Source organism: Pseudomonas sp. NyZ201 (assembly GCF_049860765.1).
Lineage (GTDB): Bacteria > Pseudomonadota > Gammaproteobacteria > Pseudomonadales > Pseudomonadaceae > Aquipseudomonas > Aquipseudomonas bharatica.
Genome location: NZ_CP187557.1, coordinates 3,894,401 through 3,919,997, shown reverse-complemented (window position 1 = coordinate 3,919,997; position 25,597 = coordinate 3,894,401). Strand labels below are relative to the sequence as shown.

Below are 25,597 nucleotides of genomic sequence, written 5' to 3'. Positions count from 1 at the left end.
AGCATTCAAGGGGCAAGCATGAGCAGCATGAGCAATGATGAAGTCGATGTGGTCGTGGTCGGCCTGGGCTGGACCGGTTCGCTGATGAGCATCGAGCTGGCCCAGGCGGGGCTCAGGGTGCGCGCCCTGGAGCGCGGCGCCGACCGGCCCAACGCCGATTTTTCCTACCCCAGGCCGGCGGACCAGTACGCCTACGGCCTGCGCAACAAGGTCATGGTCACGCCCCGGGACGGTGCCCTGACCGTACGCCATGACCTCGCCGGCAACGCCCTGCCGACCCGGCAGTGGGGCGCCTTCGTCCCGGGTACCGGCGTCGGCGGTTCCGGCCTGCATTGGACAGGGGTGCTGATCCGCCCCACGCCGACCGATATCAAGCTCAAGACCTATGCCGACCAGGCCTACGCACCGGGCAGTCTCGACGAGCGCATGCAGATCCAGGATTACCCTTTCACCTGGGACGAGATCGAGCCGTACCTGGACCGCTTCGACAAGATCTGCGGCCTGTCCGGCAACACCGGCAACCTGCGCGGGCAGATCATCGCCGGCGGCGACCCGTTCGAGGGCCCGCGTTCCAGCCCGTTCCCGCTGCCGGCGCTGGAAGACACGCTGAACAACAGGATGTTCGCCGAGGCCGCGCGCAAGCTGGGTTACCACCCGTTCCCCAACCCCTCGGCCAACGTTTCGCGCCCGTGGAAAAACCCCTACGGCAACCAGATCGCGCCGTGCAACTACTGCGGCTTCTGCAGCAAGTACCCGTGCCTGAACTATTCCAAGGCCTCGCCGCAGACCGCCGTGATGGACGCCCTCACGCGCATGGACAACTTCGACTACCGCACCGGCTGCAACGTGCTGCGGGTCGATCTGCACCCCGACGGCAAGACCGCCCGCGGCGTTACCTACGCCGATGCCCAGGGCAACGAGGTGTTCCAGCCGGCGAAGATCGTCATCCTGGCCGGCTTCCAGTTCGTCAATGTGCGCCTGATGCTGCTGTCGGGTATCGGCAAGCCCTATGACCCGCACACCGGCGAGGGCGTGATCGGGCGCAACTACGCCTTCCTCAGCGTCGGCGGAGCGACCTTGTTCTTCAAGGACAAGCATTTCAATCCCTTCGCCACCGCCGGCGCCACCGGGCAGATGTTCAACGATATCTCCCCGGGCAATTTCGATGGCCCGGCACTGGGCGTGATCGGCGGGGCGAAGATCCACAGTTCCCAGGCCACCGGCACGCCCATCGGCACCTCGCTGCCGTCGGGGACGCCGGAATGGGGCCAGGGCTGGAAGGAGGCGATGCAGGACTGGTATGGCCATTCGATGACCATCAACATCTCCACCGGCTGCATGTCCTATCGCGACCACTATGTGGACCTCGACCCGACCTACAAGGACCCGTGGGGCCAGCCGCTGTTGCGCATCACCTTCGACTGGAAACCCAACGAACTGAAGCTGCAGCAGTACCTGCGCGGCATCGTCCTCGACATCACCCGGGAGCTGGGGCCGGACAGCTACAGCGAAAACTTCCTGGGCATGGACTCGCACTGGGATATCACCAAGTACGTGTCCACGCATAACGTCGGCGGCGCGATCATGGGCGACTCGCCGAAAACCAGCGCGCTCAACCGCTACTTGCAGAGCTGGGATGTGCACAACGTCTTCGTCCCCGGCGGCAATGCCTTCCCGCAGAACTTCCAGGCCAACCCCACCGCGCTGATCGGCGCCCTGACCCTGATGTCGGCCCAGGCCATCAAGGAGCAGTACCTGAAGAACCCTGGCCCGTTGGTACAGGCCTGAGGAGCGCGACCATGACAACCCGATCCCGTCCACTGCTGTTGTCGCTGTGCCTGGTCCTGCTGGTCGGGGCCCTGCTGGCCTGGCTGGTCGCCGGGCTGCTCAACCGGTCCGGGGATGCCGCCGAGCAGATGTCCCAGGCGGTCACCCCCGAGCTGCTGGACAAGGGCGCCTACCTGGCCCGCGCCGGCGACTGCGTCGCCTGCCATACCGCCCGCGAGGGCGGCAAGCCGTTCGCCGGCGGGCTGGGCATTGCCTCGCCGATCGGCACCATCTACTCCACCAACATCACCCCCGACCCGGACACCGGCATCGGCCGCTGGACCTATGGCCAGTTCGAACGCGCCGTGCGCCGCGGCATCGGCCACGACGGGGCTGCGCTGTACCCGGCCATGCCGTTTCCGTCCTACGCCCGCCTGACCGACGCCGACACCCGGGCGCTGTACGCCTGGTTCATGCAGGGCGTACCGGCGGTGCGCCAGGAAAACCGTGCCAGCGACATTCCCTGGCCGCTGTCGATTCGCTGGCCGCTGGCCTACTGGCGCGCGTTGTTCTCGCCAGCCCCCGAGTCGGTGGCAAGCAGCGAGGCGGCCGTCAACGGCGACGACATCGCTCGCGGTGCCTACCTGGTCCAGGGCCTGGGGCACTGTGGCTCGTGCCACACCCCGCGGGCCCTGACCCTCCAGGAAAACGGCCTGGACGAGCGCGCGGCCGCTTATCTCACCGGTACCGAACTCAATGGCTGGAACGTCCCGGCCCTGCGCGGCATGCCGCACTGGAGCGAGGACGAGATCGCCGAGTACCTGGGCAGCGGGCGCAATGCCAAGGCCTCGGTAGCAGGGGAGATGACCGACGTGGTCGCCAACAGCACCTCGCACCTGAGCGATGCCGATCTGCAGGCCATGGCGGCCTATCTGAAGTCGCTGGACCCGGGGCAGGCGAGGGCTCACCGAGCCGACGTCGAGCGTGCCGGCGCCACGGCGCGCAAGCTTGCCGCTGCGCGCGACCTCAGCCTTGGCGAGCGCCTGTACCTGGATAACTGCAATGCCTGCCACTTCGTCTCCGGCAAGGGCGCGGAGCGGGTCTTCCCGCAACTGGACGGGGCCACGGTGGTCACCGCCGACAAGCCGGACGCGCTGTTGCACGTGATCCTCGCCGGCGCGGCCACGCCCTCTACCGAGCGCGCGCCGTCGGTGCTGCCGATGCCAGGTTTCGCCAAGCGCCTGAATGATGCCGAGGTCGCGCAGTTGGCCACGTTCCTGCGCCAGGGCTGGTCGAACCGTGCTCCGGCGGTGAGTGTCGAGCAGGTGGAGCGGGTGAGGGCGGGAATCGTCGGGCAGCCGTAGGCCAGCCCTATTCCGCCCTGGAATACCCCCATGAAAAGCTTGAATTGTATTTCCCTCGAAAAACCTCATAGCGTGATCTCCTCAACCACGGAGATTGCGCCATGAGTCAGCTGCGCCTGTTCGTCGATGCCCGCTACACCAGCCCTTATGCCATGTCGGTGCATGTGACCCTGCGGGAAAAGGGCCTGGATTTCGAAACCGTGCCGGTCGACCTCGACCAGGGGCAAAACCAGGCGGATGACTACAGCCGGCTGTCTCTCACCCAACGGGTACCCACCCTGGTCCATAACGGTTTCGCCCTGTCCGAGTCCTCGGCCATCAGCGAATACCTGGAAGACCTGTATCCCGAACGCCCGGTCTATCCCCGCGATCCGCTCCAGCGCGCCCGCGCCCGGCAGGTCCAGGCCTGGTTACGCAGCGACCTGATGCCGATCCGCGAAGAGCGTTCCACCCTGGTGGTGTTCTACGGCGTGAAGCAAGGGCCGTTGTCGACGGCGGGGCAGGCCGCGGCAGGCAAGCTGATCGCGGCGGCGCAGGCGTTGTTGCCGGAGGGGGCGGAGTATCTGTGCGGGGAGTGGTCCATCGCCGATGCGGACCTGGCCGTGATGCTCAACCGGCTGATCTTCAATGGCGATGAAGTGCCGCAGCGGCTGAAGGATTATGCGGCACGGCAGTGGCAGCGCGCGTCGGTGCGGGAGTGGGCGGAAAAGGTGCGGCCGGCGTTGTAATCTCAAGCCCGGATCATTTCCCGCACCCGCTCTGCCAGGGTTTCCAGGGCGAATGGCTTGGTCAGCACCTGCATCCCCGGTTCGAGTTGCCCTTCGCCGATGGCGGCGGTCTCGGCATAGCCGGTGATGAACAGTACCTTCAGGTCCGGCCTGGTCATTCGCCCGGCATCGGCCATCTGCCGGCCATTCATGCCGCCGGGCAGGCCGACATCGGTGATCAGCAGGTCGATGTGCACGTCCGAGCGCAGCACCTTGAGTCCCGACAGGCTGTCGCCCGCCTCGATAAGGCTGTAGTCGAGATCGCCCAGCGCATCCACCAGCAACATGCGCACGCTGGGTTCGTCGTCGACGATGAGAATGGTTTCCCCGGACACGCTCGGCATCATCGCATTGAGATCGTTTCGGGCGCTTTCCTCGTCGAGGGCGCCCTGGTAACGCGGCAGGAGGATCTGCACGCTGGTGCCGCCACTCGATTCCGAACTGATACGCACCTGGCCACCTGACTGCTTGGCGAAACCGTAGATCATCGACAACCCCAGCCCGGTGCCCTGGCCGATCGGCTTGGTGGTGAAGAACGGGTCGAACGCCTTGGCGAGGATGTCCGGGGTCATGCCGATGCCCGTGTCGGCCACCGTCAGCAGGACGTATTCACCCTCGGCGATTTCCTGGGCCCGGGCACCCTCGGCATCCAGGCTGATGTTGGCGGTTTCGATGCGGATGCGCCCGCCATCGGGCATGGCGTCGCGGGCATTGATGCACAGGTTGAGCAGGGCGTTTTCCAGTTGGCTGGCGTCCACCAGGGTCGGCCACAGGCCGGGGGCTGCCGACGTCTCGACGGCGATGCCCGGGCCCACGGTGCGCTGGATCAGTTCGCCCATGCCCTGCATCAGCCGGTTGACGTCGGTGGGCCGCGGGTCGAGGGTCTGCCGGCGGGAGAAGGCGAGCAGCCGGTGGGTCAGGGAAGCGGCGCGCTTGACCGCGCCCTGGGCAGTGTCCAGGTACTTGTCCAGCTCCTGGATACGGCCCTGGGCGATACGGGTCGCCATCATTTCCAGGGCGCCGGAAACCCCCGCCAGCAGGTTGTTGAAGTCGTGGGCGATACCGCCGGTGAGCTGGCCGACCGCTTCCATTTTCTGCGACTGGCGCAGTTTCTCTTCGGCTTGCATCAGCTCCAGGGTGCGCGCGGCGACCCGCTGTTCGAGGGTTTCGTTGAGGCTGCGCAATGCGGCGATGGCGCGGTCGCGCTCGGCCTCCACCGAGCGCCGCTCCTCGACGTCGATCACCACACCCGGCAGGCTGCTGGGGCTGCCGTCCTCGGCACGATCGACGCGGCCATTGGCTTCGATCCAGTAATAGCGGCCATCGCTGCGTTTGACCCGGTATTGATGGGCATAGGGCTTGCCGCTGGCAATCACCGCGCCGATGGCTTCGGTCAGGCCGTTGCGGTCATCCGGGTGCACCGATTGCAACACCTGCTCCAGGGTCAGGCCCTCGGTGCCCCAGGCCGGATCCAGGCCGCAGGCACGGGCGAAGGCCTCATCGATGCTGAACCGGCCGTTGTTCAGGTCCCAGTGCCAGGTACCGATGATCGCGCCGGCGGCCAGGGCCAGTTGCACCCGTTCGATGTTCTGCCGGGCCAGGGCCTCGCTGCGGCGCAGGCGCTCCTCGGCGTTGCGGCGTTCGGTGACGTCGCTGAAGATGATCGCGATCAGGCGCTCCTCGGGTTCGCCGACCTTGACCGCGCGCACGTCGAACCAGCGCTTGAAGGCTTCGGCATAGCTCTCGAAGGTGGCCGGCTCGCCGGTCCTGGCCACATGGCCGTAGGTCTGGAACCAGAAATCCTCCAGGTCCGGAGCGAACTCGGTGACCCACTTGCCGCGCAGATCGACCCCGGCCTGGCGTTCGAAGGCCGGGTTGGCCTCGACGAACTGGTAGTCGATGGGGCGGTCATCGGCGTCGAACTTGACCTTGACCAGGGCGAAGGCCGACTCGACCGTTTCGAGGATGGTGCGAAAGCGTTCCTCGCTCTTGCGCAAGGCGACCCGGGCCTTGTGCATGGCGGTGGTTTCGAAGGGTTGGTAATGGGCTGACGGCGGGTCGGGATCGAGCCCCGCATTCTCCAGGGCCATGCGCAAACGCAGGATTTCCGCCTCCAGCGCTTCACGGGTCAGGTGCTTCATCGCGTTCCACCGGTGTTTCTTTTCATTCGTTCTTGCCCGCAGGGCCAGGGAGCCAGCCGGCGTTGGACTGGCGCGCGCGCCGGGACGTTCCGCTTCGGCAGGGGAAAACCACAGGTTGCCTGCTGCCTTGATGTTCTAGCACAGCCGTGCTGGCAATTGAATATTGCCCAGCGCACCAAAGATTGACCGCCGCCGGCTGCGGGAGCCAATAACCTTGCTAGATTTGCTCAGGCGTTCTGCTCGTCGCCCAAGGAAATCTATGCAGCCTCCATCGTCCAAGCCCGCCGCGTCCCCTGGCAAACGTGATTGGCAGCGCTGGCTGCCGGGCCTGCAGGTGCTGCGCAGCTACCCGCTTGCCTGGTTGCCCAGGGACCTGCTGGCCGGCCTGGTGCTCACCGCCATGCTGGTCCCTGTGGGCATCGCCTATGCCCAGGCTTCGGGGGTGCCGGGCATCCATGGGCTGTACGCGACCATCGTGCCGCTGCTGGCCTATGCCCTGTTCGGGCCGAGCCGGATCCTTGTGCTCGGCCCCGATTCGGCCCTGGTCGCGATCATCATTGCCGTGGTGTTGCCGCTGTCCGGCGGTGATCCGCTCAGGGCGATCACCCTGGCCAGCGCCATGGCCCTGGTCTCGGGCCTGGTCTGCCTTGCGGCCGGGATACTGCGCCTGGGTTTCATCACCGAGCTGCTGTCCAAACCGATCCGCTACGGCTACATGAACGGCATTGCCCTGACCGTGCTGATCAGCCAGACGCCCAAGCTGTTCGGTATCAGCTTCGACAGCGAAGGGCCGGCGCGGGATATCTGGCACCTTGTCCAGGCTCTGCTCGACGGCAAGGCCAACTGGCATGCGTTTGCCGTAGGCGCCGGCAGCCTGGCGATCATCCTGCTGCTCAAGCGCTTCGAGCGGGTGCCCGGAATGCTGGTCGCCGTGGTGGCTGCGACGCTGGTCGCGTGGTCGTTGCAGTTCGAAGCCAGGTACGGCGTCAAGGTCACCGGCTCGTTGCCCCAAGGCTTGCCGGGGTTCGCCTTTCCGTTGATCGACGCTGCCGATGTGCAGGCGATCCTGATCGGCGGCTTCGCGGCGGCGCTGGTGTCTTTCGCCGATACCAGCGTGCTGTCGCGCACCTATGCCGCCAAGACCCGCACGCCAGTGGATGCCAATCAGGAAATGATCGGCCTGGGCATGGCCAACCTTGCCACCGGGCTGTTCCAGGGCATTGCGGTCAGCAGCAGTTCATCGCGTACGCCGGTGGCCGAAGCGGCCGGGGCGCGTACCCAGATGGCCGGGGTGTTCGGCGCGTTGGGAGTGGCGCTGTTGCTGCTGCTGGGCCCCGACCTTCTCAAGCATCTGCCCGGCAGCGCCCTGGCTGCCGTGGTGATTGCGTCCGCCATCGGCCTGTTCGAGTTCAAGGACCTGCGGCGCATTTACCGTATCCAGCAATGGGAGTTCTGGCTGTCGATCACCTGTTTCGTCGGTGTCGCCGTGCTCGGCGCAGTGCCAGGCATCGGCCTGGCGGTGGCGATCGCGGTAATCGAGTTTCTCTGGGATGGCTGGCGTCCGCACTACGCCGTGCTCGGACGGGTCGCCGGGATTCGCGGTTATCACGACGTCAGCCGCTACCCGGATGCCCGCCGGGTGCCGGGGCTGGTGCTGTTCCGCTGGGATGCACCGCTGTTCTTTGCCAACGCCGAGCTGTTCCAGAACTGTGTACTGCAGGCGGTGCAAGAGGCACCCGGGCCGGTGCGACGGGTCGTGATCGCGGCAGAGCCGGTGACCAGCGTGGACGTGACCTCGGCAGACATGCTGGTCGAGCTGGAACAGAGCCTGCGCGGGCAGGGCATCGAGCTGCGCTTCGCCGAGGTGAAGGATCCGGTGCGGGACAAGCTGGAGCGCCTCGAAGTGCTGGCGCATATCGGCCGGGACGTATTCCAGCCGACGGTGGAAGCGGCAGTGGATGTGTATCTGGAGGAACATCAGGTGGGCTGGAAGCCCTGATCACGGTTCCTGCCGGATCACCGAAATCTTGCCGTTGCGCTCCACGATCGCGAACTTGATCTGTTCCACCCGTTCGATGCCCTGGCTGTCGCGCGCTGATTCCAGGATGTCGTCCTCGGTCAGGCGTGCCCGGCGCATGCGCTGGTGGAGGAAGCGGCCGTGCTCGACCACCAGCGTGGCATGGCCGTCCAGCAGCCGGGCCAGGCGGCGCGAGTTGAGCTTGGCCAGCGACAGCCCGACGTCCAGAGCGATCAGCGTGGCGATGACCAGCATGGCGTTGATGAAGGAGAAGTCGTCGCCCAGCAATGCCTGCTGGGTGGCTTCGCCGATGATCAGCAGCAGGACGAAGTCGAAGGTGGTCAGGTCGGCCAGGGAGCGGCGCCCCGCGATGCGGAATACCAGCATCAACGCCAGGTACATGCCTGCGGCGCGGAGAATGGAATCCATGGCTGGCTCCTAGGGAAAGAAAAAGGTCGAGAAGGTTGTGGTGCTGCCCTGGCCAAGGCCGACGCGTCCTTCCAGGCGGCCCACATGTTCGCTGCGCAGGGTCAGGTACAGCGTCGCGATGCCATCTTCGCCGGTGCCCAGGCGCATGAGGATTTCCTCGCCGCGGGACTGTGCCGACAGCGGCTCGGGTTGAAGGGTCTCGATGCTGGCTTCGCGCAGCAGCGAGCCTCCAAGCAGCAGCTGCACCGGCTGGCCCGGGGTGCCACGGACCTGGATGCGCATGCTGTCGGTGGTGCCGCTGCGGCTCAGGCGCTGGTACTCCACGCGAACGCGCCCGTCGGCGCTGGTGGCGTCGGCATCGCTGAGCGGACCGTTGCCGAACAGGCCGGCCAGGGCCAGCAGCACGATCAGCACCAGCACGTACCAACCGACCCGCTCGAAGCGCCAGACCCGCTGCTGCAGGGTCATGTCTTCCTCGACCGGGTAATGGCGCGAGACCAGCTCGACGTCGTTCATGGTCAGGCACGCTCGCCGCGCAACCAGCGCTGGTGGTAGTGCTCAAGCTGGGTCAGGCCGAACAGCGCGCCCTGGCGCATGACCTCGGCACGCTCGCCGAAGAAACGCTGGCTACGGGTGAAGGTGGCAAGCGGTTCGCCGGCGAAGGCCCAGGCAAAGCACAGGGTGCCTGGCTGGATGCTGCCTTCGCCCTCGGGGCCGGCGATGCCGGTGGTGGCGATGGCGACATTCGCCTGGCTGTCGCGCAGGGCGCCGCGGGCCATTTCCCAGGCCACTGCTTCGCTGGTCAGGCCATAGCGATCGATGGTCTCCTGGCTGACGCCGAGCAGGCGTTTCTTGGCACTCGGCGAATACACCACATAACCGCTTTCCAGCACTTCGCCGGTACCGGGTATCGCGGCCAGCATGGCCACCATGTCTCCCGCCGTGCAGGACTCGGCGGTGGTCAGGATCAGTTGGTGATGCTTGAGGTATTCGAGCACGCTCTCTACGGGATCTTTAGTCATCGTCATGCACCCTGTTGCTGTTTTGCGGTTGACGCAACGGCCCGGGGGTTGGTTCCAGCGAAGAGCGTGGGTATCTAGGCATCTTTCTGAATAGTGGTGGCTACGAGGTGCCCGTCTGAGAACCGCGTTATGGCCACCAGGCGCACGCCGGGAGATCTTCAGCGCCCTTGAGATCGAGCGCCGCCCGCGCGGCGCATCGCCGGCAACGCCGGCTCCCACATTTTGTTGAAACGTGCCTATGCCTGACAGGCCATAGTGATCGCCTTGTTTGTACGACGCGATACCGCGTCGAGCCCAACAGTCTCCCCGCAGTAGATCGCCGAACATCCAAAGGCTGGCAGCGCAGATTTCACAGGCCATGGCACGTTGCAACAAATGTGGGAGCCGGCGTTGCCGGCGATGCGCCGCGCGGGCGGCGCTCGATCTCGAGGACGCCAGAAAAGTCATGACAAGCACCCGCCAGCCCTGATGCGATCTACTGACGGGTCTTCTTACCTCAAAAGATGTGTAGATACCCATCAGCGAAGAGCCGAACGACCGCTGGCGTACTCGCGTTGAACCCCGTCCGCGCCATGGGGCTCCACCCTCTAGGTAGAGGAGGACGGCGATGAATGCAATCGATGAGTCGGTGTGGTGCACAAGCAATGGGGCCCGAGCCCTGGATGCCTGGTTTGCGATCTACGACGACCATCGCTTGCGCCGCGAGCGTCCGGACGACTACCACGATGAGCTGCTAAGACGTGCCGACGAGATGGACCGCCAGGGGCTGGTCGGCTGGCAGCAATGGCGCGACCTCAGAACCCTGGCCGATCGCAGTTACCTGCGGGCCGTGGCGGGAGACGACTTCGTCGCTCCCGCTGCGTCGTGTCACGGCTGTTGATAGTGGCCTGGCGTGGTGCCGGGCTCGTGGTCATGTTCCAGGCGTTGCACCTGCACATCGCTGAACGAGGCCGCATCGCCGCGCTGCAGGCCCTGCAAGTGGGCGGCGGCCTGTTCGGGCGTCAGGGTTTCCTCCTCGCTGTACAGCTCGCAGGTGCCGGGCTGGTTGTTCTGGATATAGCTGATCAGGAAAAGATGCCGGGCCATTTCGCTTGCCTCCTGGGGTGAGTGGGGTTGCCGTTCGAGGGCGCCACGGCCCTGCAGGTTCAGCCTTTTCGATGACCGGGGCGCACGGTTACCGCCTGTCGTTGTCAAGGACCTGCGCGCCTGGCCAGGCCTCTCAATTACTCCACCCATGGAAACAGGAGTCTTCCTTATGACCACCACACCACAGGAACACCTGCTGGACTGGCTGCGTGATGCCCATGCCATGGAGCAGCAGGCCGAAAGCATGCTCAAGGCCCAGGCCGAGCGCCTGGAACACTACCCATTGCTCAAGACCCGGATCGTCAAGCACATCGAGGAAACCCGCGGCCAGCAACGCCAGTTGGTGGGCTGTATCGAACGCCTGGGCGGCAGCACCTCGACCCTCAAGGACCTGGCGGGCAAGTTGATGGCTTTCGCTCAGGGCGTAGGTGGCATGACCATGAGCGACGAGGTGGTCAAGGGCGCCATGGCCGGTTACGTGTTCGAGAATCTGGAAATCGCCAGCTACACCGTGTTGATCGAAGCCGCCGAGGCGGCGGGAGACGTGGCCACCGCCGAGGTCTGCCGCTCGATCATCAAGGAGGAGATCGCCATGGCCGACTGGCTGAGGGAGCACCTGCCGGAAGTGACCCGGGCCTTCCTTGAACGTTCGGCCGATCCGGATGCCGAGGCCAAGCGCTAAGCAGAAAAAAACCGCGCCGGGCCCAAGGGCCCGGCGCGGTTTTTTACGCCTCGTCGTTATTGACCTTGCCAAGATCAGCCGCGGTGATCGGCTGCGCATTGGGGTTGGACATGGTCCTGAGCTTCATGCTTTCGAGGGTGCTTGCGGAAAAATCGTCCAGTTCAACCGAGGCCGAACCGTCGCCACCATCCACCGCCGGTTGCGGCTCTTCCACGTATACCCAGTCTTCGCCCTCGTTCCACGGCCCGCGCATTTCGCCGCCGCTGGAGAGGTTGAAGTAGGTCCGGTTGAATTCCGGATGGCCGGGCAGCTTGCCTTGCGGGAAGTTCGGCTGGATCGAGTGCAGGGCCTTTTCGAAGGACTGCTGGTGGGCGATTTCCCGGCTCATGAGAAAGCCCAGTGCGTCCTTGATGCCTGGATCGTCGGTGACGTTGATCAGGCGCTCGTAGACGATCTTGGCCCGGGCCTCGGCAGCGATGTTCGAACGCAGGTCGGCGGTCGGTTCGCCGATGGTGTCGATATAGGCCGCCGTCCACGGCACACCGGCGGAATTCACCAACGGTGCCCCGGCGCCGTACAGCAGGCTGGTGATGTGCGAGTCATTGCCTGCGCCGGTCAACGAGCGATACAGCTCGCCTTCCGCTTCCACCCCCTCGGCAAGCCGGCCCTTGGCGCCCTTGTTGAGCATCACCACGATGGAGCCGATCACTTCCAGGTGGCTCAGTTCCTCGGTGGCGATGTCGAACAGCATGTCCTTGCGTCCTGGGTCATCCTCGCTGACCGCCTGGGTGAAGTAGCGCATCGCTGCGGCGAGTTCGCCCTGGGGGCCACCGAACTGTTCCAGCAGCAGGTTGGCCAATGCCGGATCCGGCGCGCTGACGCGCACGGTGTACTGCAATCGCTTGTTGTGCATGAACATGGGATTTTTCCTCGGCGAGCAGCCGGGGCGATTGCCGCCCCGGCAGGTTTACACGGTCTTGCAAGCTTCACTACCTACGCTTCAAGCACCGGTCAGCGATTGTCGTCATCGCTTTTGCGGCCACCGCCATGACTGTGCTGGCCGCCGACCCGTCCGGCCTCGGAGGCTTTCTCACGGTCGTTGGCGAAATTGCCACCGGAGGCCTGTCCGCCTTTGTGGCCGGCTTCGGAGGCACGCTGCGGGTCATTCTTGAAGTTGCCGCCGGAGACCTGGCCGCCTTTATGGCCGGCTTCGGAAGCACGCTCCGGGTCGTTCTTGAAATTGCCGCCGGAGGCCTGGCCACCTTTGTGCCCCGCCTCGGAAGCCTTCTCACGGTCATTGGCGAAATTGCCCGGGTTGGTATTGGCGTTGCCGCCCTGGTTGCCGCTTTTGTCCTGATTGTCAGCCATGATCTTTCACCTCGTATCTGTCACACAGGTTGGTCTGTGTTCAGTAATGACCGAGGGCAAGCGGCGAGGGTTTTTACGGTGTTCGACACTAGTGGACGAAGTGCATTAAGAGCATCAAGGCTAATTGCAGGGACCTTTTCGAATGCGTGACCAATAGTTGGCGTGCGAGCCTTTATGTATAACTTTCTTAATAAGTTATACAGCGAGCAACTTCAGGTATAACTTTGTTAGGCCCGTCGGTCTGGATTGCCGTTTATTTGCGCAATAAGTTTCCAGTCGTTCAAACAAAGGGCTACTGTGTCGAATGTCGTTTCATCAAACTTTCAGGAGGATCCGATGAGAATTCGAGGAGAGGTATTCTGGGCATGGGCGGATGCCGGCCTTCACCATCGCTCCTACGACGAAATACTCGATGATGGCAGCCATATTGATGTTCAGGTCAGGCTGTCGCGTACTGGCAATACGCAATTGTTCATCGGCATTTATGCCGCCGAAGGCCAGGCGCTGCATGAAGAAGCCTTCGATTCGCGTCCTGGCGAGTCCATGTCCAAGGCCCTGGCGTTCGGCGTGGTGCATGCCAGGCGCCTGGCCGCGACCCGTCTGGCACGCGGCGGAAGGTACGCCAGCGTGGGGAAGGCTTGAAAGAAAAAGCCCGACCTGAGGTCGGGCTTTTTGCTGCGGGCTTCTTCAGTCCGGTAGCGTGCTGGTCTCGGCGAACTTCTTCGGGTCCACGGGTGGTGGCTGGAAGGCCGGTCCGTCCCCGGCCAGTCGCCAGCGTACATTCTCCAGGCCATAGCGTTCTGCCATCGGTTTGCTCACTTTCTTGATCTTGTGCTGACCGAAACGCGGAATAACGCCTATTCCCGCATCGCAACTTGCCCAATGCCAGGCTTCGGCATTATCCATGCGTTCCAGCCTGATGATGAAAGTGCGAGGTTCGCCGCGCAGTTCATAGTCGATTACATACAGTTGGGGTCCCTTCATGGCGATCTCCTTCATCAGATACCGGATACATGGAGAGGCGCGGTTCGGAAAAATTCAATTCGATTGAATGAATGGAAGTGTTGGGCGGATTTACCCGCTTCACCTAGTGATCCACGTCATTGCCGTTACGCTGGTGATGGGGCGAGTGCGTCGCCCGCTCCAGCGTTGCTTAATGTTTCACCTTGAGCGCTAATAGCGGTTTCATCCGACACTGGACTGCGCATGTTCTCCTCCGAACGGCTCAAGGGCATCGATGTATTCGTCGCCGTTGCCGACCTGGGCAGCTTTACCGCTGCGGCACAACGCTTGAACCTGACCGGCTCCGCCGTGAGCAAAAGCGTGGCGCGCCTGGAAGGGCGCCTGGGCACTCGCCTGTTCAGCCGGACCACCCGCAGCCTGGCGCTGACCGAAGCCGGGCTGACCTTCTACCGCACCTGCACCTCGGTGCTGGCGGACCTGGAGGAAGTCGAGCAGGCCCTGGCCTGCGAGGGCAACGAGCCTCACGGGCGGGTACGGATCGAACTGCCGGCCTCCTATGGTCGCTTGCACGTGCTGCCGTTGATCATGGATTTCCTGCGCCTGCATCCACTGTTGCAGCCGCATGTTTCCTTCTCCGACCATTTTGTCGATCCCGTCCAGGAGGGCATCGATATCGTCGTGCGCATCGGCGGCGCGGACGTCTGGCCGGCCAGCCTCGGCCATCGCTATTTCGGTGCCCAGCGCCAGATCTTCTGCGCTTCTCCCGACTACCTGGAACGCCATGGGGTGCCCCGCACCGGGCAGGACCTGGAGCACCATCAGTGCGTGGTCTACGGGCATGGCAACGGGCTGGTCAGCCCCTGGTTCTTCAAGGGCCGCCAGCCCGGCGAGATGGAACGTCGGACCATGCAGGCGCGCATCGCCGTGGGCGATGGCGAGGGCGAGGTGGCTGCGGTGCTCGCCGGCCATGGCATTGGCCAGCTACCGACCTGGCTGACCCAGCGGCATGTCGATGCGGGCACCCTGGTCGAGGTGCTGCCGGACCTGGCCCACGATGGCTTGCCGATGCACCTGGTCTGGCTCAAGAGCCGGGAAAACCTGCCGAAGGTCCGCGCCTTGCTCGATTACCTGCTACCGCGCCTGGCTCCCCACGGGACCCGCGCCGAACCCTGATCAGCGCGCGGGATCGAGCCTGCGCACCAGCGGCACCATCAGCAGGGCCAGCAGCGCGACCAGCGCGGCCATATAGCCGATCCATTCGACCCCAAGGGCCGGGATGGTCAGCCCACCGATCACCGCACCAATGCCGATACCGGCGTTCGCGGCAGACACGTTGGTGCTGCCGGCCAGGGCCTGGGCGTGGTTGACCGAAGCCATGACCCGCACCTGGCTGACCGGGTACAGCGCCGTATTGGCGATACCCCAGAGCCCGAGCGCGGCAGCGAACAGCACGCCTGCATGGGCCAGGGGGACGATCGCCGCCATGCCGATCGCCAGCAGCGCCAGGAACAGCGCGGTGGCCTTGATCGGCGAGCGGTCCACCGCCTTGCCACCTATCCAGTTACCCACCAGGCCGATCGCGCCGAAGCCCATCAGCCACCAACCCACCTGCGCCGCCGGGACGCCCGCGACCCGTTCGAGGATATCGGCGAGGTAGGTGTAGCCGATGAACATGGCGCTGAACACCACGACCGACAGCAGCACGTTCGCCAGGAACAACGGCTCCTTGAAGATCCGTGCCTGTTTCATGAAGTCGACCTTGGCGGTTCGCGCGACGCTGGGCATGCACAGCGTCACCGCCAGCGCCATCAGCAGCGACAGGCCCGCCAGCATCCAGAATGTGCCTCGCCAGCCGATGGCGCTGGCGGCCACCGTGCCCAGCGGGATGCCCAGCAGCATGGCCGCCGAGATGCCGAGGTAGACCCTGGAAATCGCCTGGCCGGCTTTCAACGGGCCCGCCAGATGCCCGGCGGTTTCGCTGGCAGTGCCCCAGAACACCGGCAACGCCAGCGCCGGGATGATCCGTGCGATGGCCAGGACCATGAAGCTGTCCGAGGCGGCCGCCAGTGCGTTGGACGCGGCGAAGACCAGCAGGATGGCGATGAACAGTTTCTTGCGGTCGACATGGGAGAGGGCGGCGGTCAGCGGCGGGCCGAACAGCATCACGGTGAAGGCGAACAGGGTGACCAGTTGCCCGGCCATGGAAATCGAAATGCCCAGGTCCCGGGACAGGGCGGGCAGCAGGCCGACGATGAGGAATTCGGTAGTGACGATCAGGAAGGCTGAAAAGGCGAGGATGGCGATGCTGATCCCGGTGGAGCGGGTAGATGCCAAGCGAGGGACGGGCTGGTGGACGGACATGAACGAGGGGCTCCAATGAACAGCGCCCCAGTCTATTTGTTAGAAGAGGTCTTATTTTTGGTGTTTTTTCTCTTGTTTGAGGAAATGGATTCATTAATTCGTCATTGCTTGAGTGAAGCCACTACCGTAATCGCTGGCTTCACATGACGGAACCCGAACAGGTCCATGGACACGACCCGGCTGACTCCGTACTGTGTGCGACCGCCGTTCCAGCCGAGTACACCGCCATGAATCGTCAAAAAAAGCTCCAGCAACTGTTCAAGGCCAAGGCCAAGAAGGCCAGTGCCAAGCTGGCGCCCAAGAACAGGAACACCTACGTCTCCAAGGCGGACCGGTTGAAGCTGGCGGCCGAGTCCAGTGAAGAGGTGAGTGCTACCCAGGCCAGCGAATCCGTTTGACCGGCGACAGTCGTTGGCCGTCCGTCGCTTTCAAGGCAACCCGCCGACGATGGGCTACATTTGGCCTACCGATGCCGGCTGAGGGAGTGTCACGCTGAGAAGGGCTGTTCAGCATGGGAGCCAGGCATTCGTTTACGACTGCCACGCAAGTGACTCCAGAACAAGGCGATGGCTCGCTGCGCGGGCGCATGGTCGCCGCCCATGAAGACCAGGATTACTTCTACGATACCGCCGAAAGCCGCAAGAACGTGCTCTACGGCATCCTCGAGTACGACCTCGGCGACCGCACCACGGTGGCGGCCGGCGCCAGTGTCGAAGACCTGCACGCCGTGCCGTTCTTCAGCGGCCTGCCGCGCAACAAGGACGGCAGTGCGGTGAACGCCGGGCGCTCGACCTTCACCGGCGCCGACTGGAACACATGGAACAACAAGCAGACCACCTACTTCGCCGACATCACCCATGACTTCAATGACGACTGGCGGCTGAAGGCCTCCGGTAGCTACGTGCGCGAAACCAACTACATCCTCTACAGCTTCGGGCGCGGCGCGGTCGATCCGGCGACGGGCGACGGCATGCGTTCCCGGGCCTACCTGTACGACTTCGAGAACATCAACAAGGGTGCCGATATCAACCTCACCGGCAAATGGCGGGCGTTCGACCTGGAGCACGAGGTGGTGCTGGGGGCCAACGCCAGCGACCTGCAAACCGACGACCTGCAAGGCGGTCTGCTCAATCTGGGGGCGATCAACCTCTACGATCCGGTCTCGCCGCCGCGGCCGACCCTGGAGCAGTTGCTGGGCACCACCTATGCCGGGACGTCCAAGGGCAAGATCAGCCAGAACGGTATCTATGGCGTGGCGCGCTACAAGCTGGCGGAGCCGCTGACCCTGGTGCTGGGAGGGCGCAGCAGCAACTACCGCTACGACTATGACCTGCACCGTTTCAACGCCGCCTCGCCGGACCCGGCGCGGTCGCGGGAGAGCGGCGAGTTCACGCCCTACGGCGGCCTGATCTACGCGCTCAACGATCAGTGGTCCACCTATGTCAGCTACGCCGATATCTTCAAGCCGCAGACCGAGTTGACCGCACAGAGCACCACCCTCAAGCCGATCACCGGCTCCAACTACGAGATCGGGTTGAAGGGCGAGCTGCTCGACGGGCGAGTGAACACCAGCTTTGCGCTGTTCCGCGTCGAACAGGAAAACCGCGCCCAGGTGACCAATAACCCGGCGTGCAACAACGATTGCTATGTCGCCGGGGGCAAGGTCCGGGCGCAGGGCTTCGATGCCGAGGTCAGCGGCGAGGTGCTGGCGGGGCTGCAACTGTTCGCCGGGTACACCTACACCACCACCGAGTACCTCAACGACCCGAACGATGACGTGTCCACGGCCGGTTCCACCTTCAACAGCTACACGCCGCGGCACCTGCTGCGCTTCTGGGCGGACTACAACCTGCCAGGCCGACTGGAGCAATGGACGGTGGGAGGCGGGGCGAATATCCAGAGCGGCAACTACCACACCAACTTCGGTGGCACCGACGGCGTGGGGGATATCGAGCAGGCGGGGTATGCAGTGTGGAATGCGCGGTTGGCGTACCGGATCGACAAGCACTTCAGCGTGGCGCTCAACGGCAACAACCTGTTCGACAAGAAGTACTACTCGACGATTGGCTGGCTGCATGCGGCGAACCACTACGGCGATCCGCGCAACTACACGGTGACCTTGCGGGCTGATTTCTGATTCGGACCAGCTTGCCGCAGGCGTCCGCCCAGCCTTTCAGGCTGCGCTGTCGCGTAGAGAACAGGTTCGAAAGCACTACGCGTACCCTGTGGGAGCGGGTTCACCCGCGATTGCTATGGTGAATTCACTACCGCAATCGCGGGTGAACCCGCTCCCACAGGGTACGCGTTTTGCTGCTTTCTACACCTCGATGGTCACCGGCGAGGCCGACAACGCCACGCTCAGCAGGGCTTTGGCAATCCTCATTTCCAGCAGGATGCTGCTCAGTCTGGCTTCGTTGCGCGGAGTGGGCGTGTCAGGCAGCGAGCCTGCGCCGCGGATGGCTTTTTCGAGATGTTCGGCAGCCCTGGCGATGGCTTCGTTGTGGTAGAGGCCGGGGCCGACGCAGAGGACGGGAGGTGGATCGGGTACGAGCTTCTTCATGGTGTAACCCTATATCGATTAAGGAATTCACCACACGTCGCTGCTAAACGGAGGGTGGCGACTGTACGCGGGTTAGCAGACCGGAGATATAGGAATCCGGCGCACCCGAAGGTGCCCACGCGCACAGCCACCATTGAGGCACTGGTGCGCCTATATCTCGACGGACTGCTAATCCGTGTCGTCGATTTGCGACGACCGACGAAGACTAGGCACCGTTTCCACCAGACGCAACCAGTTGGCAGGGCTGGGGAGTATGCTTGGGAAATTGCCTACAAGAAAGTCGGAAGTCGGGGAAGTTTCGCCCTCAAATGCAACATCTTTTTCCGACGCATTCGAGGGACGCGGGTTTCAAGGCGTGCCGTTTCGTCCGTGCAGCAGGTACCCGCTGCGTTCGCTGAGTCGCTCGTAGTACTCGCTCACCGCCGGCAGGTGCGGCCGCTCGAAGGGCGTTCCGAACCAGCGGTTGACCGACAGCCCCACGGGGATGTCGGCCAGGGTGAAGCGTTCGCCAGCGACGAAGGCGCCCGTACGGGCCAGTTGCTGGTCGAGGATGCCCATGTACCGCGACCATTCCGCCTGCCCGGCGGCAAGCGCCTCGGGCGATTGATGCAAGGGCGAGCGGCGCACCAGCGACATGAAGGTGTAGCTCCACGACCGGTTGAGATCGGACGCCTGCCAGTCGATCCATTGATCGACCCGGGCCCGGGCCTGCGCCTCCAGCGGATACAGGGCTTCTTCGCCATAGCGGGTGGCCAGGTAGCGGATGATGCTGTTGGATTCCCACAGGATGAAATCGCCGTCCTGGATCACCGGGATCATGGCGTTGGGATTGAGGGCCAGGTATTCCGGAGTATCGAGGGCCCGGAAGCCCGAGCCCCAATCTTCGCGCTCGAAAGGAAGGCCGATTTCGGCGCAGGTCCAGAGGACCTTGCGCACGTTGATGGAGGTGGCTTTGCCTAGAATCCGTAGCATCTGTTCGTCCTTGTACAGGGAGCGGCCATCATCCATGGTGGCGATTTGTTGGTCAATGTGCAGGACGTGAAACCAGTGAGTTGCAGGTCGCGGTCAGAACGCTCCCTGCACCGTGACCATGAAATTCCGCGGTTCCCCGTAGTAGTTCCCCCATCCCGGTGCACCGATGGTGGCGTAGTACTTCTTGTCGAACAGGTTGTTGCCGTTCAGCGCCACCGTCCAATTCTGGTCGACGCGATATTGCAAGCGGCCACTCCACAGGGTGTAGCCCGGCTGTTCGATCTTCAGGGTGCGGTTGTAGCGCGAGTTCTCGCTCTGGCTGCTGACCCCGGCACCGAGGCTCCAGCGTTCCAGCGCGCCGTCGAGCTGGTAATCACCCCAGACCCGCAGCATGTGCCTCGGTACGAAGCTGGAACTGAAGGTCAGGTCGTTGCTGTCGACCTCGTTGATGCTCTTGAGGAATTTGGTCTGGGTGTAGGTGTAGCCGGCCAGCACTTGCAGGCGCTCGACCGGCGAGCCGCTGATTTCCGCCTCGAAGCCCTGGGCGCGGACCTTGCCGTTGTCGGTGTAGCAATATTGGTCGCCGGAACCCATGCAGGTACCGACATAGTCGGTTTCGGCACGATGCTCCTCGATGGTCCGGAACAGGTTGAACGCGGTATTCAGTTCGCCATTGAACAGCTCGCCCTTGATACCGATCTCGTAGTTGGCACCGGTCTTGGGTTGCAGCGTCTGGCCGTCGGCGGTGACCTTGTTGCTTTGTGGCTGGAAGATATCCGCATAGCTGGCGTAGGCGGTCCACTGCTCGTTCAGGTCATACAGCACCGCGGCGAACGGGGTGACCTGGCCGTTTTCCTGGCTGCGGTTGGGCACCCAGTAGTCATAGGCCTGGGTATAGGAGTCGCTGTGGTTGCGGTACCAACTGACCCGGCCTCCGAGCACCAGGGTCAGCGGCTCGGCCAGCTTCAGGCGCACATTGGCGTAGGTGCCGAACTGGCGGGTGAGGGAGTCGGTCGGCACGCTGCCGCCCCGGGTCGGGTTGACCAGGTAATCGGCCTTGGAGGGATGAGGGAAGTCCGACGACGGATCGAACGGGTTCTGCGAGCCGCTCAGGCGCATCAGGGCAAAGTAGTCGTGGTTCTTCTGGCGGCTGGCGTTCATCCCGACGATGACCTCGTGCTCCAGGCCGAAGGCGCGGAATTTGCCGTCGAGGTAGGTATCGAAGCCGTAGTCGGTCTGGTCGTAGTCGAAGCGCCCGGCATAGCGACCCATGGCCGCTGTGCTGGCGCCCACGGCAACGGCCCCCTCGGAGTAGCCGTATTCGATGTCCTGGTCGTTATGGGTATAGACCGAGGCGAAGTTCAGCGACCAGTCGTCGTTGAAGCGGTGCTTGAGGTCGGCGAAGCCGGTGATGCGCTGGCTTTGCAGGTCGTTCCAGCTGGCGCCGAGGCAGGTCGAGCGCGACAGCTTGAGGTCGCTGCCGTCGGCGTAGCGCGGCAGGCCGTGGTAGCAGGGTGAGGCATCGACGTCCTCGTAGGCCAGGCCGAAGCCGAGGGTGGTGTCCGGGCTGATGTCCCAATCGAGTGCGCCGTAAAGCACCTGGTCCTGGCGCTTGGCGTTGTCGTAGAAATACTGGCGGTCCTGCAGGGTGGCCACGGCGCGGCCGCGCACGCTGCCGGATTCGTTCAACGGGCCGCCAACGTCGATCTGGCCGCGGTAATCGTCCCAGCTACCGGCGGACATCGTCAGCTTGGTCGCCGCGGTTTCCAGCCCGCGCTTGCGCACGAAGTTGACGCCGCCAGCGGAGCTGCCCGAGCCCTTGAGCATGCCCGCCGCGCCCTTGAGCACTTCGACCCGGTCATAGAAGGCCATGTCGCTGGAGAAGCTGTTGGCCTGCACATAGTTGCCCCCCACATCCAGCGGCACGCCGTCGTACTGGTACTGGCCATCCATGTTGAAACCGCGGGAGAAGAAGTACTTGCCGCCCATGGGCGAGTCGTAAACGGTGATGCCCGGGGTCTTTTCCAGGACCTTTTCCAGGGTGTTGAGGTTCTGGTCGTCCATCATCCTGCGGGTGATGACGGTCAGCGACTGCGGGGTTTCCTTCAGGGTATGCACGCCCTTGCCGATGGTCACGGCACGGGCGGTGTAGGAGTCGGTACCTTCGGTGGTGGGGTCGAGGCGCTGGCTGCTGATGGTGGTGGCGTCCAGTTCCATCGAGCCCTGCTCGCTGTGCAAGGGGCGCAGCGCGTAGGAGCCGTTGCTCTGCGGCACCGCTTGCAGGCCGCTGCCTTGCAGCAGGATGGCGAAGCCCTGGTCGACGCTGTAGGTGCCGTCTAGCCCGCCGGACTGACGGCCCTGGAGCAACGCCGCATCGAACGACAGGGCCGTGCCGGACGCCGAGGCAAAGGTGCTGAGGACGGTGGCCAGGCTGCCGGCCGGGATGTGCCAGGATTGCATCGCGCCGGCTTCGGCAGCGTGGGCCAGCCCCGGCAGGCTGAGCGCGCCGAGTGTGCAAAAGCCCAGGCGAATGGCTACGGCTACCGGTGTCAGCAGGCGTGCGTGCGGGTACTTCATGGTGTTCCTCCCCAAATGAAACCGTGCAAAACGGCATCTACTGAGGATTGGCCGAGCAGGGCGGGCAAACAGTGCAACCTGAATCTAAGTATTTTTCGTTCGCATCTTTTGGGCGGCAATTCACCCCTATGCCGGCTGTACGCTGACCCAGTAGGCGGTGCGCCGCACGATGCGCAGGCCGAAGCCGCTTTCCAGGGCGGCGAGGGCGCGGTCGGTATCGTCCAGGGGGAAGGCGCCGGAAATCTTCAGGTCGGCGATGGCGGGATCGCAGCGCAGCCAGCCATGGCGATAGCGCGACAGTTCGTCGAGCAGATCGCCGAGGGGGCGCTGGATGGCGATCAGGCTGCCGCTGCGCCACGAGGCGACGCTGGCATCACTCTGCCAGGGCTCGCCGAGGCGCAGGCGGTCGAAGCGCACTTGTTGCCCGGCTTCGACGCGCATGACGCGCTCACCGGCAGCCGGGCGGACCTCCACGGCTTTCTCCAGCACCGCCACTTCGCAGAACCGGGCTTCGGTCTGCACCGTGAAGCGGGTGCCCAGGGCGCGGACCTGTCCTTGCGCGGTCTCCACCACGAAGGGCCGGGCCAGGCCATCGACCGCCGTCTCCACCAGCAGCCGACCGCTGAGCAGGCGCAGCAAGCGGCGCTCGGCGTCGAAGTGCACGTCCAGGGCGCAATGGCTGTCGAGCAGCACCTGGCTGCCATCGGCCAGGGCCAGGCGGCGTTGTTCGCCCACGGCGGTACGGTGGCTGGCCATCCGCGCCGCGCGCCATTGGCTGTCCCAGCCGTTCCAGCCCACCACGCCGACCCCGGCCAGCAGCAACAACTGGCGCAGGACCCGGCGCCGGGATTCCCGCGCCTGGCGCAGGGCCGAAGCCGCCACATCGCCCGGCACGCCCTCGACCATCTGGCGTATCGACTCGACCTGTTGCCAGGCCCGACGGTGCAGCGGATCGGCGTTGTGCCAGTGCTGCCAGCCGAGACGGTCGGACTCGGTCTCGATACCGGACGACAGGCGCGCATACCACTGCGCCGCACTGCGCAGGGCCGCGCGTTCGGCAGGGTCCAGGGCAGGGCGGGCGCTGCTCACAGCAAGCCCATGCGGATCAGGCAGCAGTGCTCGATGGCCTTGGCCATATGGTTGTTCACCGTGCGCAGGGAGATGCCCTGGCGCTCGGCGATCTTCGGATAACTCAAGCCTTCGAACTGCGACAGGATGAAGGTCTGGCGCACTTTGTCGCCAAGGCTGTCGAGCATGCGGTCGATTTCCATGAGGGTCTCGAGGACGATGGCCTGGGTTTCCTGGGAAGGCCAGGTTTCCTCGGGCAGGGCGGCGAGGGCTTCCAGGTAGCTGTGCTCCAGGGCGCGGCGGCGGAACAGATCGATCATCAGGCCCTTGGCCACGGTACTCAGGTACTGGCGGGGCTGACGAATGTCCGTGGCCTGCCGCGCCTTGAGCACCCGCACGAAGGTGTCCTGGACCAGGTCGGCGGCATCGCTATGGTTATCCAGGCGCTTGCGCAACCAGCCACGCAGCCAGCCGCTGTGACTGCTGTACAGATCATGGACGGCGGAGCGCAGGGCGAAATCGTCGACAGACATGGGAAAGAGTCGCTAATGAGAATTTTTTGCAATTTCACCTTTTTGCAGCAGGTTTGGCAATCCCCGGATAAAAGCGGCTGCTTTCGGCGGCCTCCCAGGCTGCGCCGGCTCTCATTGAGCAATACATAACTATTTGATTTGCAAGGACCTTGTGGGAGCGGGTTCACCCGCGATTGCTATGGTGAATTCACTACAGCAATCGCGGGTAAACCCGCTCCCACAGAGTACGCGTCGTGCTTTAGAACTGTTCTCTGCGCGACTCCCAAAGGATTTGCGGTGCACGCGGTCCCTGTGGGAGCTGGCGTTGCCAGCGATGAGGCCATCAGCGGTAGCGGAGATCTTTTACTCGCCGAGCACCAACTGCCGCGCCAGCCGGTTGTGCCGCTCCAGCACCCGCGGCAGGTCCACCGTGGTGATGCGCCCGTCCTTCACCACCACCCGGCCGTTGATCACGCTGGTATCGACATGGGTCGGGGTGCAGAACACCAGGGCCGCCAGCGGGTCGTGCAGGGCGCCGGCGTAGGCTACATGGCCGAGGTCGAAGGCGACGAAGTCGGCCACCATGCCCGGGGCGAGGGCGCCGATGTCGTTGCGGTTGAGCACCTTGGCGCCGCCCAGGGTGGCGATCTCCAGGGCTTCGCGCGCAGTCATCGCATCCGGACCGAAGCCGACCCGCTGCAACAGCAGGGCCTGGCGCACTTCGCCGATCATGCTGGCGCCATCGTTGGACGCCGAACCATCGACGCCCAGGCCCACCGGTACACCGTGATCGCGCATCTTGCGGATCGGCGCGATGCCCGAGGCCAGGCGCATGTTCGAGCACGGGCAGTGGGCGACCCCGGTGCCGGTGCGGGCGAACAGCTCGATGCCGTGCTGGTCGAGCTGCACGCAGTGGGCGTGCCAGACATCGTGGCCGACCCAGCCCAGATCCTCGGCGTATTCGGCCGGGGTCATGCCGAATTTTTCGCGGCTGTAGGCGATGTCGTTGACGTTCTCCGCCAGGTGGGTGTGCAGCGAAACCCCATGCTCACGGGCCAGCACGGCGGCTTCGCGCATCAGGTCGCGACTCACCGAGAACGGCGAGCAGGGCGCGACCACGACCCGCAGCATCGAGCCATGGCTGGCATCGTGGTAGTCCTCGATCAGGCGCTGCGACTCCTTGAGAATGTCGCTTTCCTTTTCCACCACCGAGTCCGGCGGCAGGCCGCCCTGGCTGCGGCCGACGCTCATGCTGCCGCGGGCGGCATGGAAGCGCATGCCGATCTCGCCGGCGGCGTGGATGCTGTCGTCGAGCTTGCAGCCGTTGGGGTAGATGTACAGGTGGTCGCTGGACGTGGTGCAGCCCGACAGGATCAGCTCGGCCATGGCGGTCTGGGTCGAGACCGCGATCATCTCCGGGGTCAGCCGGGCCCAGATCGGGTACAGGTTGGTCAGCCAGTTGAACAGTTCGCCATCCTGGGCGGCCGGGACCACGCGGGTCAGGCTCTGGTACATATGGTGGTGGGTGTTGACCAGGCCGGGGATGACCACCTTGCCGGTCATGTCGAGGATCTCGTCGGCCTGTTGCGGCAGCGCGTCGCTGGGGCCGACCTGCTGGATCAGGTTGTCGACGATATACAGGCCGCCACCTTTGATTTCACGGCGTTCGCCGTCCATGGTGACCAGCAGCGTGGCGTTCTTGACCAGTAATGTCTTGGGCATGGGTATTCCTCTCCTGATGGGAGTGCGGTTTCGATGGGATGCCTTGGCGGCGATTCGATCAATGCGAAGGGGGCGAGAAGGCGGTCGGGGCGCGGGGCCTCGATGGGTCCAGGCGTTCGCGGGAACGGAGTTCATCGTCGGCGGCCAGGCGCACGACAAGCGACATCGGGAGAGGGCGCCCGAGTGGTTCGGGCAGGATCAGGTGTTGCATGGTGTCAG

The 25,597-nt window shown here is 64.4% G+C and carries 24 protein-coding genes and 2 pseudogenes; 10 read left to right on the top strand and 16 right to left on the bottom strand.

Annotated features, from left to right (window positions below; translation table 11 throughout):
* The first annotated feature begins 18 nt into the window (after positions 1-18).
* The 3 genes from ACPFMA_RS17395 (at position 19) to yfcF (ending at position 3,859) form a co-directional block, all read left to right on the top strand.
* A complete protein-coding gene (locus tag ACPFMA_RS17395; protein WP_425928315.1) occupies positions 19-1,788 on the top strand; it encodes a GMC family oxidoreductase in 1,770 nt (589 codons plus the stop codon).
* Positions 1,789-1,799: 11 nt separating this feature from the next.
* Positions 1,800-3,131 carry a c-type cytochrome gene (locus ACPFMA_RS17390; protein ID WP_425928314.1) on the top strand — a complete coding sequence of 444 codons (1,332 nt, stop codon included), beginning with the start codon at positions 1,800-1,802 and terminating at the stop codon, positions 3,129-3,131.
* Between the two features lie 101 nt (positions 3,132-3,232).
* A complete protein-coding gene (gene yfcF / locus ACPFMA_RS17385; protein WP_425928313.1) occupies positions 3,233-3,859 on the top strand; it encodes a glutathione transferase in 627 nt (208 codons plus the stop codon).
* Positions 3,860-3,861: 2 nt separating this feature from the next.
* Here the strand turns inward: yfcF and ACPFMA_RS17380 are convergent, their stop codons facing one another.
* Entirely contained in the window at positions 3,862-6,039 is a 2,178-nt protein-coding gene (locus tag ACPFMA_RS17380; RefSeq protein ID WP_425928312.1) for an ATP-binding protein, read from the bottom strand.
* Between the two features lie 259 nt (positions 6,040-6,298).
* Here ACPFMA_RS17380 and ACPFMA_RS17375 point away from each other — a divergent pair, with 259 nt between their 5' ends.
* Positions 6,299-8,038 carry a SulP family inorganic anion transporter gene (locus tag ACPFMA_RS17375; protein ID WP_425928311.1) on the top strand — a complete coding sequence of 580 codons (1,740 nt, stop codon included), beginning with the start codon at positions 6,299-6,301 and terminating at the stop codon, positions 8,036-8,038.
* Here the strand turns inward: ACPFMA_RS17375 and ACPFMA_RS17370 are convergent, their stop codons facing one another.
* The 3 genes from ACPFMA_RS17370 to ACPFMA_RS17360 are packed head-to-tail and all read right to left on the bottom strand — an operon-like array spanning position 8,039 to position 9,507.
* Positions 8,039-8,485, bottom strand: coding sequence for a DUF421 domain-containing protein (locus tag ACPFMA_RS17370; protein WP_425928309.1), 447 nt, complete (start codon positions 8,483-8,485; stop codon positions 8,039-8,041).
* 9 nt (positions 8,486-8,494) lie between these two features.
* Entirely contained in the window at positions 8,495-9,001 is a 507-nt protein-coding gene (locus ACPFMA_RS17365; protein ID WP_425928308.1) for a hypothetical protein, read from the bottom strand.
* A gap of 2 nt (positions 9,002-9,003) precedes the next feature.
* Entirely contained in the window at positions 9,004-9,507 is a 504-nt protein-coding gene (locus ACPFMA_RS17360; protein ID WP_420058387.1) for a CinA family protein, read from the bottom strand.
* Between the two features lie 607 nt (positions 9,508-10,114).
* Between ACPFMA_RS17360 and ACPFMA_RS17355 the strand changes: the two genes are divergently transcribed.
* A complete protein-coding gene (locus tag ACPFMA_RS17355) occupies positions 10,115-10,387 on the top strand; it encodes a hypothetical protein (RefSeq protein ID WP_009406411.1) in 273 nt (90 codons plus the stop codon).
* Here the strand turns inward: ACPFMA_RS17355 and ACPFMA_RS17350 are convergent.
* On the bottom strand, positions 10,375-10,593 hold the full coding sequence (locus ACPFMA_RS17350) for a hypothetical protein (RefSeq protein WP_009406412.1): 219 nt from the start codon (positions 10,591-10,593) through the stop codon (positions 10,375-10,377). The genes ACPFMA_RS17355 and ACPFMA_RS17350 overlap by 13 nt on opposite strands.
* Positions 10,594-10,762: 169 nt before the next feature.
* Between ACPFMA_RS17350 and ACPFMA_RS17345 the strand changes: the two genes are divergently transcribed.
* Positions 10,763-11,275 (top strand): ferritin-like domain-containing protein, encoded by a 513-nt coding sequence (locus tag ACPFMA_RS17345; RefSeq protein WP_009406413.1) that lies wholly within the window; start codon positions 10,763-10,765, stop codon positions 11,273-11,275.
* 43 nt (positions 11,276-11,318) lie between these two features.
* On the opposite strand, the gene ACPFMA_RS17340 is transcribed toward ACPFMA_RS17345, so the two are convergent.
* From ACPFMA_RS17340 to ACPFMA_RS17330, 3 genes and pseudogenes are all read right to left on the bottom strand, one after another.
* Complete coding sequence (locus ACPFMA_RS17340; RefSeq protein ID WP_009406414.1) at positions 11,319-12,194, bottom strand: manganese catalase family protein; 876 nt, start codon at positions 12,192-12,194, stop codon at positions 11,319-11,321.
* A gap of 92 nt (positions 12,195-12,286) precedes the next feature.
* Positions 12,287-12,382, bottom strand: a pseudogene (locus ACPFMA_RS17335) (general stress protein); the annotation flags it as partial.
* Positions 12,383-12,643: pseudogene (locus ACPFMA_RS17330) on the bottom strand (general stress protein); the annotation flags it as partial.
* A 336-nt stretch (positions 12,644-12,979) separates the two neighbouring features.
* Between ACPFMA_RS17330 and ACPFMA_RS17325 the strand changes: the two are divergent.
* A complete protein-coding gene (locus tag ACPFMA_RS17325; protein WP_425928307.1) occupies positions 12,980-13,285 on the top strand; it encodes a hypothetical protein in 306 nt (101 codons plus the stop codon).
* 45 nt (positions 13,286-13,330) lie between these two features.
* Here the strand turns inward: ACPFMA_RS17325 and ACPFMA_RS17320 are convergent, their stop codons facing one another.
* Positions 13,331-13,627 (bottom strand): DUF6555 family protein, encoded by a 297-nt coding sequence (locus ACPFMA_RS17320; protein ID WP_009406423.1) that lies wholly within the window; start codon positions 13,625-13,627, stop codon positions 13,331-13,333.
* A 222-nt stretch (positions 13,628-13,849) separates the two neighbouring features.
* On the opposite strand from ACPFMA_RS17320, the gene ACPFMA_RS17315 reads away from it, so the two are divergent.
* A complete protein-coding gene (locus ACPFMA_RS17315; RefSeq protein WP_425928306.1) occupies positions 13,850-14,779 on the top strand; it encodes a LysR family transcriptional regulator in 930 nt (309 codons plus the stop codon).
* Here the strand turns inward: ACPFMA_RS17315 and ACPFMA_RS17310 are convergent, their stop codons facing one another.
* On the bottom strand, positions 14,780-15,967 hold the full coding sequence (locus tag ACPFMA_RS17310; RefSeq protein WP_425928305.1) for an MFS transporter: 1,188 nt from the start codon (positions 15,965-15,967) through the stop codon (positions 14,780-14,782).
* A 227-nt stretch (positions 15,968-16,194) separates the two neighbouring features.
* Between ACPFMA_RS17310 and ACPFMA_RS17305 the strand changes: the two genes are divergently transcribed.
* Together ACPFMA_RS17305 and ACPFMA_RS17300 are read left to right on the top strand one after the other, a co-directional pair.
* Positions 16,195-16,365, top strand: coding sequence for a DUF2986 domain-containing protein (locus ACPFMA_RS17305; protein WP_420059179.1), 171 nt, complete (start codon positions 16,195-16,197; stop codon positions 16,363-16,365).
* A gap of 113 nt (positions 16,366-16,478) precedes the next feature.
* Positions 16,479-18,104 (top strand): TonB-dependent siderophore receptor, encoded by a 1,626-nt coding sequence (locus ACPFMA_RS17300; RefSeq protein ID WP_425928304.1) that lies wholly within the window; start codon positions 16,479-16,481, stop codon positions 18,102-18,104.
* Between the two features lie 180 nt (positions 18,105-18,284).
* Here ACPFMA_RS17300 and ACPFMA_RS17295 read toward each other — a convergent pair whose 3' ends face one another.
* The 6 genes from ACPFMA_RS17295 to ACPFMA_RS17270 form a co-directional block, all read right to left on the bottom strand.
* Positions 18,285-18,527 (bottom strand): hypothetical protein, encoded by a 243-nt coding sequence (locus ACPFMA_RS17295; protein WP_425928303.1) that lies wholly within the window; start codon positions 18,525-18,527, stop codon positions 18,285-18,287.
* Positions 18,528-18,875: 348 nt separating this feature from the next.
* The gene (locus ACPFMA_RS17290) at positions 18,876-19,499 is read right to left on the bottom strand and encodes a glutathione S-transferase family protein (protein WP_425928302.1); all 624 of its coding nucleotides are present in this window, start codon (positions 19,497-19,499) and stop codon (positions 18,876-18,878) included.
* 93 nt (positions 19,500-19,592) lie between these two features.
* Entirely contained in the window at positions 19,593-22,076 is a 2,484-nt protein-coding gene (locus ACPFMA_RS17285; protein WP_425928301.1) for a TonB-dependent siderophore receptor, read from the bottom strand.
* Between the two features lie 126 nt (positions 22,077-22,202).
* Positions 22,203-23,165 carry a FecR domain-containing protein gene (locus tag ACPFMA_RS17280; RefSeq protein ID WP_425928300.1) on the bottom strand — a complete coding sequence of 321 codons (963 nt, stop codon included), beginning with the start codon at positions 23,163-23,165 and terminating at the stop codon, positions 22,203-22,205.
* Positions 23,162-23,677, bottom strand: coding sequence for a sigma-70 family RNA polymerase sigma factor (locus ACPFMA_RS17275; RefSeq protein WP_420059184.1), 516 nt, complete (start codon positions 23,675-23,677; stop codon positions 23,162-23,164). The genes ACPFMA_RS17280 and ACPFMA_RS17275 overlap by 4 nt, the downstream gene beginning before the upstream one ends.
* Before the next feature lie 342 nt (positions 23,678-24,019).
* Complete coding sequence (locus ACPFMA_RS17270; protein WP_420059185.1) at positions 24,020-25,378, bottom strand: 8-oxoguanine deaminase; 1,359 nt, start codon at positions 25,376-25,378, stop codon at positions 24,020-24,022.
* Positions 25,379-25,597: the final 219 nt, after the last annotated feature.